This is a genomic window from Pseudomonas sp. LB3P14 (genome assembly GCF_054898045.1).
Genome location: NZ_CM142714.1, coordinates 6691886 through 6705829, shown reverse-complemented (window position 1 = coordinate 6705829; position 13944 = coordinate 6691886). Strand labels below are relative to the sequence as shown.

Below are 13944 nucleotides of genomic sequence, written 5' to 3'. Positions count from 1 at the left end.
GAAGAAGTAGCCAATGAACAGTATTGAAGACTGCACCCTTATCCAATGGCCCGACGATCAACAATCCTACGAAGCCGCCATCAACGAGAATCCTGATAATGCCGGTATTGGCGGCGGCACTCGTCGCAAGCGCTCACTGATCAATTACTCAAAACTGTGGGCAAACGGACGCACACTAAAGATCGTGTTTATCGACGGCCCCGACGATGAACACAAACAGAAGATCATCAAGGCGGCCCGCCAATGGCTGCCCCATATCAATCTGAGCTTCGATTTCGTCGAGGGGCTCGAAGGTGATATCCGAATCGCAACCAAAAACAATGACAACAGCTCAATGCTGGGCACTGACGCGCTATTGATTCATCCAGACTGGCCAACCATGAACCTGGGGGTCAAACCTGAACATGAAGATTTCGAAGTGATCGTGATTCATGAGTTCGGACATGCATTAGGCGCGATGCACGAACATCAACACCCCGAGGCTAATATTCCCTGGGACAAACCGAAAGTGTATGAGTTCTACCAGAATAGAGAGATGAATCCACTGACCAAAGAGCAAGTGGATAGGAATCTCTTTGAGCCCTTCAATACAATCGAAGCGATTTATACGCCTTACGACAAGAAGTCCATCATGCACTACCCGGTGGCTAACACACTGACGCTGGGCAATTGGGAAATCCCTATCAACCGAAAGATCAGCAAAAAAGACAAGCGCCTTATGAAGCTTCTGTACCCGAAGCGCTGATACGTTATTAACGGGCTTGCTCGCCAAGGCGGGCTGACATTCCAATGATGTCGCCTGACCCGCCGCTTTCGCGAGCAAGTCGAATCGTCCTACCGCCGCTCCCACAGGTTTTTGCAATGGCTTACCGACCACGGCCGACGCGAAACCGTCCGGTCATGGCATAATCCGTCACCTTTAATTTCCAGCACCTGCAAAGGGGGCAATTCCTTGACCGTTTCAAGCAAAACGTTGCACCTTTTCGGCATCAAAGCCTGCGACACCATGAAAAAGGCGCGCACCTGGCTCGATGAACACGCAGTCAGCTATGACTTTCATGATTACAAGACGGTCGGAATCGACCGTAAACACCTGACCCAATGGTGCGACGAGCACGGCTGGCAAGTGGTGTTGAACCGTGCAGGCACGACCTTTCGCAAGCTCGACGACGAACGCAAAGCCGATCTCGACCAGCCGAAAGCCATCGAGCTGATGCTCGCACAACCCTCGATGATCAAGCGCCCGGTGCTTGATCTCGGTGACCGAACCCTGATTGGCTTCAAGCCAGATATCTACGCGGCAGCTCTCAAGTAAGGCAGCCCGTTCCATTTTGTTAGAGGTATCAACATGTCCACTACCCTGTTCAGCCTGGCCTTTGGTGTCGGCACTCAAAACCGTCAAGGCGCATGGTTGGAAGTGTTTTACGCGCAGCCACTGCTCAACCCCTCGGCCGAACTGGTCGCAGCCATCGCCCCTGTTCTGGGCTACACCGAAGGCAATCAGGCCATCGCGTTCAGCACCGCTCAGGCGTCCCAACTGGCTGAAGCCCTGAAAAGCGTCGACGCTGCCCAGGCTGCCTTGCTGACCCGTCTGGCCGAGAGCCACAAGCCGCTGGTCGCGACCATTCTGGCCGAAGACGCTCAGTTGACCTCCACCCCCGAGGCCTACCTGAAACTGCACCTGCTGTCCCATCGCCTGGTCAAGCCGCATGGCCTGAACCTGGCCGGCGTGTTCCCTCTGCTGCCGAACGTGGCGTGGACCAGCCAGGGCGCGATCGACCTGGCCGAACTGGCCGAGCATCAACTCGAAGCCCGTCTGCGCGGCGAGCTACTGGAAGTGTTCTCGGTGGACAAGTTCCCGAAAATGACCGACTACGTGGTTCCGGCCGGCGTGCGTATCGCTGACGCGGCACGTATTCGTCTGGGCGCTTACGTCGGCGAAGGCACCACCGTGATGCACGAAGGTTTCGTCAACTTCAACGCCGGCACCGAAGGCCCGGGCATGATCGAAGGTCGCGTGTCGGCTGGCGTGTTCGTCGGCAAGGGTTCGGACCTGGGCGGCGGTTGCTCGACCATGGGCACCCTGTCGGGCGGCGGCAACATCGTGATCAAGGTCGGCGAAGGCTGCCTGATCGGCGCCAACGCCGGTATCGGTATCCCGTTGGGCGATCGCAACACCGTTGAATCGGGCCTGTACGTGACCGCTGGTACCAAAGTGGCGCTGCTGGACGAGCACAACAAACTGGTCAAAGTCGTGAAGGCCCGTGAACTGGCCGGTCAACCTGACCTGCTGTTCCGTCGCAATTCGGAGACCGGTGCCGTGGAATGCAAAACCCACAAATCGGCCATCGAACTGAACGAAGCGCTGCACGCTCACAACTAAGCTGAGCGTCAAACGATCACCTGACCTGTAGGAGCGAAGCTTGCTCGCGAAGCTTTTGGCGGCCTCAAAGGCCCCTTCGCGAGCAAGCTTCGCTCCTACACAGGTCAGGCGTACACCCGCCCATGTTTAACAGGGCCCAATAGCATGATGATTCCTTCTCCCTGGCGCGCCGATTTTCCGGCCATCGCCGCATTGCAACGGCAAGACCAGACGTATCTGGACAGCGCCGCCACCACGCAAAAACCTCAAGCCCTGCTGGATGCCCTGGCGCATTACTACGCCAACGGCGCGGCCAACGTGCATCGGGCGCAACATTTGCCCGGCGCTCATGCCACGCAGGCGTTCGAGGCCAGCCGCAGCAAAGTCGCCCATTGGCTCAATGCCGGCGATTGTGGGCAGATCATCTTTACCCATGGCGCAACGTCTGCGCTGAACCTCCTGGCTTATGGCCTGGAGCATCTTTTCAATCCGGGCGATGAAATTGTCATCAGCGCCCTGGAGCATCACGCCAATCTGTTGCCGTGGCAGCAACTTGCCCTCCGTTGCGAGCTGAAACTGGTGATCCTGCCGCTGGATGCCGACGGCTTGATCGACCTTGATGCCGCCGCGCAGTTGATCGGTCCGCAAACCCGTTTGCTGGCGGTCAGTCAGCTGTCCAACGTCCTCGGTGCCTGGCAGCCGTTGCCCGCGCTGTTGGCGATGGCCCAGGCGCACAACGCGCTGACCGTGGTCGATGGCGCTCAAGGCGTGGTCCATGGTCGGCATGACGTGCAGGCGCTGGGTTGCGATTTTTATGTGTTTTCCAGCCACAAGCTCTATGGCCCCGATGGTCTGGGCGTACTGTTCGGGCGCAATGAAGCGCTTAAGCAACTGCGTCATTGGCAATTCGGCGGTGAAATGGTGCTGGATGCGGATTACCACAGCGCTCGCTTTCGCCCAGCGCCACTGGGGTTCGAGGCGGGAACGCCGCCGATCGCCAGTGTGATCGGTCTGGGCGCGACCCTGGATTATCTGGCAGGGCTCAATCAGGACGCCGTGACTGCCCATGAAGCAGCGCTGCATGACTATTTGCTCAAAGGCCTTGAAGCGCGCAACGGCATTCGGTTGCTGGGCAAGCCGCAACTGGCGCTGGCCAGTTTTGTCGTCGAGGGTGTGCATAACTCTGATTTGGCGCATTTGCTGACGGAACAGGGGATCGCGGTGCGCGCCGGTCATCATTGCGCCATGCCGTTGCTCAAGCGTTTTGAACTGGCCGGGGCGATCCGGGTGTCGTTGGCGCTGTACAACGACTCCGAAGACCTGGAGCGCTTCTTTGAAGCGCTGGATCAGGCGTTGGAGTTGCTGCGATGAGCTTACCCGCCGATGCCGCTACGGCGCTGGACACTTTTCAGATTGCCGCTGGCTGGGAACAGCGGGCGCGTCTGCTGATGCAATGGGGCGATCGCCTGCCGGTGTTGAGCGATGTGGATAAGGTCGACGCCAACCGCGTACATGGCTGTGAAAGCCAGGTGTGGCTGGTGGGCGAGTTGCAGGATGGCCACTGGCAGTTTGCCGCGAGCAGTGATGCGCGGTTGATTCGCGGGTTGGTGGCGTTGTTGCTGGCGCGGGTTAACGGGTTGTCGGCTGTCGAGTTGCAGCAAGTGGATTTGCCGGGGTGGTTTAATCAGCTTGGACTGAGCCGTCAGCTCTCTCCGTCGCGCAGCAATGGCCTCAACGCCGTGCTACAGCGAATGCGAGAACTCGCCGCCTGACTGATCGTTCCCACGCTCTGCGTGGGAATGCCTCAAGGGACGCTCCGCGTTCCAGCTCTCGAAAGGGACGCGGAGCGTCCCGGGCTGCATTCCCACGCAGAGCGTGGGAACGATCAGCATCAAGCAGGCTTGATCCTGTCGGCCGGGCGTCTTACACCCGCCACAATCTTATCCACAGCCTTGGTCGCCGCGACCATGCCAAACGTCGCCGTCACCATCATCACCGCACCAAATCCTCCAGCGCAGTCCAGCTTCACACCATCCCCGACAAAACTCTTCTGCAAGCAAATGCTGCCATCCGGTTTCGGGTAGCGCAGTTGTTCGGTGGAAAACACACACGGCACGCTGTAATGACGGGTCACGGTGCGGGAGAAGTTGTAGTCGCGACGTAAGGTCGAGCGCACTTTCGAGGCCAATGGATCATTGAATGTCCGGTTCAAGTCGCAGACCTGAATCAGCGTCGGATCAATCTGCCCGCCCGCACCGCCGGTGGTGATGATCTGGATCTTGCGGCGCTTGCACCAGGCGATCAGCGCAGCCTTGGCATTCACGCTGTCGATGCAGTCGATCACGCAGTCGATGTTCGGCGTGATGTACTCGGCCATGGTCTCGCGGGTCACGAAATCCGCCACGGCGTGCACCGTGCAGTCCGGGTTAATCCCGCGCAGGCGCTCGGCCATCACGTCAACCTTGGGTTTGCCGACGGTGCTGTCCAGCGCGTGCAGTTGACGGTTGGCGTTGCTGACACAGACGTCGTCCAGGTCAAACAGCGAAATCTCGCCCACGCCACACCGGGCAACGGCTTCCGCCGCCCACGAACCGACGCCACCAACGCCGACAATCGCCACGTGGGCTGCGCGCAGGCGCTCCAGGCCGTCGATACCATACAAACGGGCGATGCCTGCAAACCGCGGATCTTCTGTACTCATGACCATTACCCCAAAAACCGGCGCGCATTATAGGGCCACAGCGCGATAACTTTTAACCTTCCGGCTACAAGTGTAAGAACTTATGTGAAACGGGATTGCCCAACGTCAGGCTTTTCCCTGCCTGCTGTACGGTCGGTGAAAGCACGGTGTAGGATGCGCGCCGCTTGGCAACCGCCGACCGTTCCTTCGTTCCACAGCCTTTGGAACCCGAAATAGCTATGTCATCGCGTAAATTTGGACTCAACCTGGTCGTGGTGCTCGCCATCGCTGCCTTGTTTACCGGCTTCTGGGCGCTGATCAATCGCCCGGTCACCGCCCCCAACTGGCCTGAACAGATCTCCGGTTTTTCCTACTCGCCGTTTCAACAAGGCCAGTACCCTCAGAAAGACCAGTACCCGACCGACGATGAAATGCGTCGCGATCTGGAGATCATGAGCAAGTTGACGGACAACATCCGTACTTACTCGGTCGATGGCACCCTTGAAGACATTCCCAAACTGGCCGAAGAATTCGGTTTGCGGGTGACCCTGGGGATCTGGATCAGCCCGGACCAGGAACGCAACGAGCGCGAGATCCTGCGCGCCATCGAACTGGCCAATACGTCCCGCAGCGTGGTTCGCGTAGTGGTGGGTAACGAGGCGATTTTCCGTAAGGAAATCACCGCCAAGGACCTGAGCGTGATTCTGGATCGCGTTCGCGGGGCAGTGAAAGTGCCGGTCACCACGTCCGAGCAGTGGCACGTCTGGGAAGAACACCCGGAACTGGCCAAGCACGTCGACCTGATTGCCGCGCACGTTCTGCCTTACTGGGAATTCGTCCCGGTCGAGAAGGCTGGTCAGTTCGTCCTCGACCGCGCCCGGGACCTGAAAAAGATGTTCCCGAAAAAACCGCTGCTGCTCTCGGAGGTTGGCTGGCCGAGCAACGGCCGCATGCGTGGCGGCACCGATTCAAGCCCGGCGGATCAGGCGATCTACCTGCGTACATTGGTCAACAAGCTCAACCGCCAGGGCTTCAACTACTTCGTGATCGAAGCCTTTGACCAGCCGTGGAAGGCCAGTGACGAAGGGTCCGTGGGCGCTTACTGGGGTGTTTTCAACGCGGCGCGCCAACAGAAATTCAACTTTGAAGGCCCAGTCGTCGCGATCCCGCAGTGGCGCGTGCTAGCGATCGGTTCGGTGGTTCTGGCCCTGCTGTCCCTGACCCTGCTGATGATCGACGGCTCGGCCCTGCGCCAACGCGGTCGCACCTTCCTGACCTTTACCGCGTTCCTCTGCGGTTCGGTATTGGTGTGGATCGGTTACGACTACAGCCAGCAATACAGCACCTGGTTCAGCCTGACGGTGGGTTTCTTGCTCGCCCTCGGTGCACTCGGGGTGTTTATCGTACTGCTGACCGAAGCCCACGAACTGGCCGAAGCGGTCTGGACCCACAAGCGCCGGCGAGAATTCCTGCCAGTCGTGGGGGATTCGGACTACCGACCGAAAGTCTCGATCCACGTACCGTGCTACAACGAGCCGCCGGAGATGGTCAAACAGACCCTCAATGCGCTGGCCAACCTCGATTATCCGGACTTTGAAGTCCTGATCATCGACAACAACACCAAGGACCCGGCGGTCTGGGAACCGGTGCAGGCCTACTGCGAAACCCTCGGCCCGCGCTTCAAGTTCTTCCACGTCGCGCCTTTGGCCGGCTTCAAGGGTGGCGCGCTGAATTACTTGATTCCGCATACCGCCAAAGATGCCGAAGTGATTGCGGTGATCGACTCGGACTACTGCGTCGACCCGAACTGGCTCAAGCACATGGTGCCGCACTTCGCGGATCCGAAAATCGCCGTGGTGCAGTCGCCGCAGGATTATCGCGATCAGAACGAAAGCACCTTCAAGAAGCTCTGCTACGCGGAATACAAAGGTTTCTTCCACATCGGCATGGTCACCCGTAACGACCGTGACGCGATCATCCAGCACGGCACCATGACCATGACCCGGCGCTCGGTGCTCGAGGAGCTCGGCTGGGCTGACTGGTGCATCTGTGAAGACGCCGAGTTGGGTCTGCGCGTGTTCGAAAAAGGCCTGTCGGCGGCGTATTACCACACCAGCTACGGCAAAGGCCTGATGCCCGATACCTTTATCGACTTCAAGAAACAGCGTTTCCGCTGGGCCTATGGCGCGATTCAGATCATCAAGCGTCACACCGCCAGCCTGTTGCGCGGCAAGGGCTCCGAGCTGACCCGTGGCCAGCGTTATCACTTCCTCGCGGGCTGGTTGCCGTGGGTGGCGGACGGCATGAACATCTTCTTCACCGTGGGCGCCTTGTTGTGGTCGGCGGCGATGATCATCGTGCCGCAGCGGGTCGATCCGCCATTGTTGATTTTCGCGATCCCGCCGCTGGCGCTGTTCGTGTTCAAGGTTGGCAAGATCATCTTCCTTTACCGTCGTGCGGTCGGGGTCAATCTGAAGGACGCTTTCTGCGCGGCACTGGCAGGGTTGGCGTTGTCGCACACCATCGCCAAAGCGGTGTTGTACGGCTTCTTCACCAGCAGCATTCCGTTCTTCCGCACACCGAAGAACGCCGATAACCACGGCTTCTGGGTGGCGATTTCGGAAGCACGCGAAGAAGCGTTCATCATGCTGCTGTTGTGGGGCGCGGCGCTGGGGATCTTCCTGGTGCAAGGTCTGCCAAGCAACGACATCCGCTTCTGGGTGACCATGTTGCTGGTGCAGTCGCTGCCGTACCTGGCGGCATTGATCATGGCGTTCTTGTCCTCTCTGCCAAAACCGGCAGCCGAAGCCGAGACTCTACCAGTGGTCTAAATCGCGACAGATGCACTAAACGGCGGCCAATGGCCGCCGTTTTGCTTTAAGATAACCGCCATTTTGCGCGCCCAGCCCTATCCCCTGTAGGAGCGAGGCTTGCCCGCGAATGAAGCGACTCGGTGTAACAGATACACCGCATTATCGTTCTTCGCGGGCAAGCCTCGCTCCTACAAATAAAAGTTTCCGGAGTTTTCCCATGACGGCCCACGCCGACCTTTCGCCGACCCTTCAACTCGCCATCGACCTGATCCGCCGTCCGTCCGTGACGCCGGTCGACGCCGATTGCCAGAAGCAGATGATGCAGCGCCTGGGCGATGCCGGTTTTGCGCTTGAGCCAATGCGTATCGAAGATGTGGATAACTTCTGGGCAATCCACGGCAAACACGACGGTCCGGTGCTGTGCTTCGCCGGCCACACCGACGTGGTGCCGACCGGCCCGGTGACCGCCTGGCAGATCGACCCGTTCAACGCGGTGATCGATGAACACGGCATGCTCTGCGGCCGTGGTGCAGCAGACATGAAAGGCAGCCTCGCTTCCATGACCGTGGCGGCCGAGCGTTTCGTCACCGACTACCCGGATCACAAGGGTAAGGTGGCATTCCTGATCACCAGCGACGAAGAAGGCCCGGCGCACCACGGCACCAAGGCTGTTATTGAGCGCCTCGCCGCGCGCAAGGAACGCCTGGACTGGTGCATCGTCGGCGAACCGTCGAGCACCACGTTGGTGGGTGATGTGGTGAAGAACGGCCGTCGCGGCTCCCTCGGCGCCAAGCTGACGGTGCGCGGGGTGCAGGGCCACGTGGCGTATCCGCACCTGGCGAAGAACCCGATCCACCTCGCCGCCCCGGCGCTGGCCGAACTGGCCGCCGAGCATTGGGACCACGGCAACGACTTCTTCCCGCCGACCAGCTTCCAGATTTCCAACGTGAACTCCGGCACTGGCGCGACCAACGTGATCCCGGGTGATCTGGTGGCGGTATTCAACTTCCGCTTCTCCACTGAATCCACCGTCGAAGGCCTGCAAAAGCGCGTTGCCGACATCCTCGACAAGCATGGTCTGGACTGGCACATCGACTGGGCGCTGTCCGGTCTGCCATTCCTGACCGAGCCGGGTGCGTTGCTGGATGCCGTTGCGTCGAGCATCAAGGACATCACCGGCCGAGAGACCAAGGCGTCCACCAGTGGCGGCACTTCTGACGGTCGTTTCATCGCGACCATGGGCACACAAGTGGTTGAACTGGGCCCGGTCAACGCGACGATTCACCAAGTCAACGAGCGTGTGCTGGCTGCCGACCTCGATGTGCTGACCGAAATCTACTACCAGACCCTGATCAAGTTGCTCGCCTGATGCTCGCCTGCCCGATCTGCAGCGAACCGCTGAACGCGGTGGACAACGGCGTGGCCTGCCCCGCCGGGCATCGTTTCGACCGCGCTCGTCAGGGTTACCTGAACCTGTTGCCGGTGCAGCACAAAAACAGCCGCGACCCTGGGGATAACCTGGCGATGGTGGAAGCCCGGCGAGATTTTTTGAACGCCGGTCATTACGCGCCGGTGGCCAAGCGTCTGGCCGAACTGGCTGCGCAATACGCGCCCCAGCGCTGGCTGGACATCGGTTGTGGCGAGGGTTACTACACCGCGCAAATCGCCGAGGCCTTGCCGAACGCCGACGGTTACGCGCTGGATATTTCCCGGGAAGCCGTCAAACGCGCCTGCAAACGCAACCCGCAACTGACCTGGTTGATCGCCAGCATGGCGCGGGTGCCGTTGGCCTCGGGCAGCTGCCAGTTTCTCGCCAGCGTCTTCAGTCCGCTGGACTGGGAGGAAGCCAAACGCCTGCTCAGCCCCGGCGGCGGTTTGATGAAAGTCGGGCCGACCAGTGGCCATCTGATGGAATTGCGCGAGCGTCTGTACGACGAAGTTCGTGAATACACCGACGACAAGCATCTGGCCCTGGTGCCGGAAGGCATGGCGCTGCAACACAGCGAAACCCTGGAATTCAAACTGACGCTGGAAAAGGGTCAGGACCGTGCAAACCTGCTGGCCATGACGCCACACGGCTGGCGCGCCAGTGCTGAACGCCGGGCAGCGGTCATCGAACAGGTAGAGCCGTTCGAGGTCACTGTTTCGATGCGCTACGATTATTTCGTACTTCAATAATTTTTGGTCTTGAGCAACGGCTCAAGGCCGGCTAAATCCGCGAATGGATTTTTCAGACCCGCAGTGAGGACATCCATGCGCCAACCCGATATCGAGATTTACCTGAAAGACGCCGACGTCGACTACAAGGCCATCGCGGCGTGGCTCGGCGCGGCTTTGGGCCCATGCACCGACTGGGTCCAGAAAGGCCAGACCTATAAGTGCAAGGCCGGCAACGTGCCCGTGACCTGGCTACCGAAAGCCGTGGGCAAATGGAACAGCCTGTACCTGGAAAGCGACCAGACCCCGTGGGAAGACGACATCGCCTGTGCCCGCGCTGCGTTTGCCGCGCTGAACATTGAAGTGCGTTGTGCACCGGGTAGCTGGGTCGAGGAAGAAGGTGAAGAATCGGCCGATCGCTGGATGCGCATCAGCGCTGATGGTGAAGAAGAAATCACCTGGAAAACTGCCTGACACTGATCGTTCCCACGCTCCGCGTGGGAATGCCTCAACGGACGCTCTGCGTTCGGCTGTGAAAGGGACGCAGAGCGTCCCGGGCTGCATTCCCACGCAGAGCGTGGGAACGATCTTTAGAGGCCCACCACATCCTCTGCCTGCAAGCCTTTCTCGCCGGTCACCACGCCGTATTCAACCTGCTGGCCTTCAGCCAACGAGCGGTGCCCTTCGCCGCGGATCGCGCGGTAATGCACGAACACGTCCACCCCGTCCTCGCGCTGAATGAAGCCGTAGCCCTTGGCGTCGTTGAACCACTTCACATTGCCGGTTTCGCGCGTTGCCATGAATCAGTACCCCTTTCTTTTTATTTTGAGCCGCCGAGTATATGACAGGCGCGAAAACTCTCAACTCAACTTTACTTAGGCGCTTTTTTGCCGATTTTCGACGAATACGGCACACTATCGGTCGCCCGAGCAAACGCTCGGTTTTATTCACTCACGCAGATGCCGTATGACCCGTTCCCCGCTCCGCCGTCTTGTGTTTGGCACCCTGCGCCGACTGTTGTACCTCTGGGTTCGCTCGGAGACGATCAACCAGTCGTCGTTCACCCTCAACCTCGACCGCAGTCGTCCGGTGTTCTACGTCCTGCAAAACCCTTCGCTGACCGACCTTGCCGTGGTCGACACCGAATGCAGCAAGGCCGGCCTGCCGCGCCCGGTGCTGCCGGTATCGGTAGGAACCTTGGTGGAACCCGCCGCGTTCTTTTACCTGACGCCGGAGCCCGATTGGCTCGGCCGCCAGGACAAACGTGGCGCGCCGCCGACCCTGACTCGCCTGGTCAGTGCCCTGAGCCAGAACGCCGCTGAAGATGCACAGATCATTCCGGTCAGCGTGTTCTGGGGTCAGTCGCCGGACAGCGAATCGAGCCCGTGGAAACTGCTCTTCGCCGACAGCTGGGCGGTCACCGGGCGTCTGCGCCGGTTGCTGAGCATCATTGTGCTGGGGCGCAAAACCCGGGTGCAGTTTTCGGCACCGATTCACCTGCGTGAGCTGATCGATCACAACAAGGGCCACGAGCGCACCGTGCGCATGGCCCAGCGAATTCTGCGGGTGCACTTCCGCAACCTGAAAGCCGCCGTGATCGGCCCGGACATTTCCCACCGTCGCAACCTGGTCAAGGGCCTGCTCAACCAGCCCCTGGTCAAGCAAGCGATCCTCGACGAAGCCGAGCGCGAGAACATCGCCCCGGAAAAAGCCAAGGCCCAGGCCCTGCGCTATGGCAACGAAATCGCCTCGGACTACACCTACACCGCGATCCGTTTCCTGGAAGTGGTGCTGAGCTGGTTCTGGAACAAGATCTACGACGGGATCAAGGTCAACCACATCGAAGGCGTGCAGAAGGTCGCTCAGGGTCACGAAGTGATCTACGTGCCCTGCCATCGCAGCCACATCGACTACCTGCTGCTGTCCTACTTGCTGTTCCGCAACGGCCTGACCCCGCCGCACATCGCCGCCGGGATCAACCTCAACATGCCAGTGATCGGCAGCCTATTGCGGCGGGGCGGTGCGTTCTTCATGCGCCGCACCTTCAAGGGCAACCCGCTTTACACCTCGGTGTTCAACGAATACCTGCACACCCTGTTCACCAAAGGCTTCCCGGTGGAGTACTTCGTCGAGGGTGGCCGTTCGCGCACCGGGCGCATGCTGCAACCGAAAACCGGAATGCTCGCGATCACCCTGCGCAGCTTCTTGCGTTCGTCGCGGATGCCGATCGTTTTCATCCCGGTCTACATCGGCTACGAGCGCGTGCTGGAAGGCCGGACTTATCTCGGCGAACTGCGTGGTGCGAGCAAGAAGAAAGAATCGATCTTCGACATCTTCAAAGTCATCGGCGCCCTCAAGCAGCGCTTCGGCCAAGTGGCGGTGAACTTTGGCGAGCCGATCAAACTGGCGGAATTCCTCGACAGCGAACAGCCGGACTGGCGTAAACAGGAACTCAGCCCACAGTTCAAACCGGCCTGGCTCAACGAAACCACCAACCGCCTCGGCGAGAAAGTCGCACAGCATCTGAATGAAGCCGCGGCGATCAACCCGGTCAACCTCGTGGCCCTGGCGCTGCTGTCCACCAGCCGCCTCGCGCTGGATGATCGCGCCATGGCGCGGGTACTTGATCTGTATTTGGCGCTGTTGCGCAAGATCCCTTACTCGCCCCACACAACGTTGCCGGAAGGCGATGGCCGGGCGCTGATCGAGCACGTTAAGGACATGGATTTGTTGTCCGAGCAGAGCGATGCCCTGGGCAAGATTCTGTATCTGGACGAGCAGAACGCCGTCCTGATGACCTACTACCGCAACAATGTGCTGCACATCTTCGCCCTCCCTGCGCTGCTGGCGAGTTTCTTCCAAAGCGCGTCACGCATGAGCCGCGAACAGATCCTGCGCTACACCCGCGCTCTGTACCCGTACCTGCAATCGGAGCTGTTCATTCGCTGGTCGCTGGACGAACTGGATGCGGTGATCGATCAATGGCTCGAAGCGTTCGTCGAGCAAGGTCTGCTGCGTTTTGAGAATGACGTCTACCTGCGTCCGGCGCCGAGTTCGCGGCATTTCGTGCTGCTGACGCTGCTGTCGAAAAGCATCGCCCAGACCCTGCAACGCTTCTACATGACGGTTTCCCTGCTGCTCAACAGCGGCCAAAACAGCATCAGTGCCGAGGAGCTGGAAGACCTGTGCACGGTCATGGCCCAGCGTCTGTCGATCCTCCACGGCCTCAACGCCCCGGAGTTCTTCGACAAGAGCCTGTTCCGCCACTTCATCCAGACCATGCTGGATCTGGACGTGCTCAAGCGTGACGAGGCCGGCAAGTTGAGTTATCACGAACTGCTCGGTGAACTGGCGGAAGGTGCGGCCAAACGGGTGTTGTCGGCGGAGATTCGCTTGTCGATCCGTCAGGTTGCGCTGCATCGCAGTGAAGATGCGGCGGATCAGATCGCAGCACCGGTGCAGACCGACTAAATTCCTACAGGCGCCAGGCTGTTTCTGGCGCCTTCGATACGGAGATCTCCGATGAAAAAACTCACTCTATTGGCCATGACCACCCTGCTAGGCGCCTGTCAGTCGATGCAACCCGCCGCGAAAACCAGCCTCGATGGCGAAGTGTTCTACCTGCAACGCATCGCCCTGCCGCCCAGCGCTACCTTGAGCGTCAGCTTGCAGGACGTGTCCCTGGCCGATGCGCCTGCCGTGGTCCTCGACGAACAGAAAGGCCCGGTCAAAGGCCAGGTGCCGCTACCGTTTCATCTGAGTTACGATCCGGAACAGGTCAAACCGGGTCATCGCTATTCGGTCAGCGCACGGATCGAAGTCAACGGCGAGCTGATGTTCATCACCACCGAACATCATGCCGTACAGCTTGATGGCAGCGACCCGCAGCCACTGAAAATCCGCGTCGACGCCGCCCGCTAATTCTCTATTTT

Annotated in this window: 13 protein-coding genes; 11 read left to right on the top strand and 2 right to left on the bottom strand. The window is 59.8% G+C overall.

Annotated features, from left to right (window positions below):
* The first annotated feature begins 13 nt into the window (after nucleotides 1-13).
* The 5 genes from ACYZT5_RS30785 to ACYZT5_RS30765 all read left to right on the top strand — a co-directional run bounded on the left by ACYZT5_RS30785 (nucleotide 14) and on the right by ACYZT5_RS30765 (nucleotide 4134).
* Entirely contained in the window at nucleotides 14-745 is a 732-nt protein-coding gene (locus ACYZT5_RS30785; RefSeq protein WP_462048675.1) for a M12 family metallopeptidase, read from the top strand.
* Between the two features lie 261 nt (nucleotides 746-1006).
* Entirely contained in the window at nucleotides 1007-1315 is a 309-nt protein-coding gene (locus ACYZT5_RS30780; protein WP_462052339.1) for an arsenate reductase, read from the top strand.
* A gap of 33 nt (nucleotides 1316-1348) precedes the next feature.
* Complete coding sequence (dapD, locus tag ACYZT5_RS30775; RefSeq protein WP_448723124.1) at nucleotides 1349-2383, top strand: 2,3,4,5-tetrahydropyridine-2,6-dicarboxylate N-succinyltransferase; 1035 nt, start codon at nucleotides 1349-1351, stop codon at nucleotides 2381-2383.
* 144 nt (nucleotides 2384-2527) lie between these two features.
* Complete coding sequence (locus ACYZT5_RS30770) at nucleotides 2528-3733, top strand: aminotransferase class V-fold PLP-dependent enzyme (RefSeq protein WP_462048674.1); 1206 nt, start codon at nucleotides 2528-2530, stop codon at nucleotides 3731-3733.
* Nucleotides 3730-4134, top strand: coding sequence for a SufE family protein (locus ACYZT5_RS30765; RefSeq protein WP_462048673.1), 405 nt, complete (start codon nucleotides 3730-3732; stop codon nucleotides 4132-4134). Before ACYZT5_RS30770 ends, ACYZT5_RS30765 begins: the two co-directional genes overlap by 4 nt.
* 119 nt (nucleotides 4135-4253) lie before the next feature.
* Here the strand turns inward: ACYZT5_RS30765 and tcdA are convergent, their stop codons facing one another.
* Nucleotides 4254-5063 carry a tRNA cyclic N6-threonylcarbamoyladenosine(37) synthase TcdA gene (tcdA, locus tag ACYZT5_RS30760; RefSeq protein WP_409212682.1) on the bottom strand — a complete coding sequence of 270 codons (810 nt, stop codon included), beginning with the start codon at nucleotides 5061-5063 and terminating at the stop codon, nucleotides 4254-4256.
* A gap of 218 nt (nucleotides 5064-5281) precedes the next feature.
* Here tcdA and ACYZT5_RS30755 point away from each other — a divergent pair, with 218 nt between their 5' ends.
* The 4 genes from ACYZT5_RS30755 to ACYZT5_RS30740 all read left to right on the top strand — a co-directional run bounded on the left by ACYZT5_RS30755 (nucleotide 5282) and on the right by ACYZT5_RS30740 (nucleotide 10486).
* Nucleotides 5282-7873, top strand: coding sequence for a glycosyltransferase (locus ACYZT5_RS30755; protein WP_462048672.1), 2592 nt, complete (start codon nucleotides 5282-5284; stop codon nucleotides 7871-7873).
* 199 nt (nucleotides 7874-8072) lie between these two features.
* Nucleotides 8073-9224 carry a succinyl-diaminopimelate desuccinylase gene (gene dapE / locus ACYZT5_RS30750; RefSeq protein ID WP_462048671.1) on the top strand — a complete coding sequence of 384 codons (1152 nt, stop codon included), beginning with the start codon at nucleotides 8073-8075 and terminating at the stop codon, nucleotides 9222-9224.
* A complete protein-coding gene (locus ACYZT5_RS30745; RefSeq protein WP_218536281.1) occupies nucleotides 9224-10033 on the top strand; it encodes a putative RNA methyltransferase in 810 nt (269 codons plus the stop codon). Before dapE ends, ACYZT5_RS30745 begins: the two co-directional genes overlap by 1 nt.
* 75 nt (nucleotides 10034-10108) lie before the next feature.
* Nucleotides 10109-10486: a hypothetical protein gene (locus tag ACYZT5_RS30740; protein WP_462048670.1), complete on the top strand. Its 378-nt coding sequence runs from the start codon at nucleotides 10109-10111 to the stop codon at nucleotides 10484-10486.
* A gap of 116 nt (nucleotides 10487-10602) precedes the next feature.
* Here the strand turns inward: ACYZT5_RS30740 and ACYZT5_RS30735 are convergent, their stop codons facing one another.
* Complete coding sequence (locus tag ACYZT5_RS30735; RefSeq protein ID WP_008146705.1) at nucleotides 10603-10812, bottom strand: cold-shock protein; 210 nt, start codon at nucleotides 10810-10812, stop codon at nucleotides 10603-10605.
* A gap of 166 nt (nucleotides 10813-10978) precedes the next feature.
* On the opposite strand from ACYZT5_RS30735, the gene plsB reads away from it, so the two are divergent.
* Together plsB and ACYZT5_RS30725 are read left to right on the top strand one after the other, a co-directional pair.
* Nucleotides 10979-13483, top strand: a complete 2505-nt coding sequence (plsB, locus tag ACYZT5_RS30730) for a glycerol-3-phosphate 1-O-acyltransferase PlsB (RefSeq protein WP_462048669.1) — start codon at nucleotides 10979-10981, stop codon at nucleotides 13481-13483.
* 51 nt (nucleotides 13484-13534) lie between these two features.
* A complete protein-coding gene (locus ACYZT5_RS30725; RefSeq protein WP_462048668.1) occupies nucleotides 13535-13933 on the top strand; it encodes a YbaY family lipoprotein in 399 nt (132 codons plus the stop codon).
* Nucleotides 13934-13944 lie beyond the last annotated feature (11 nt).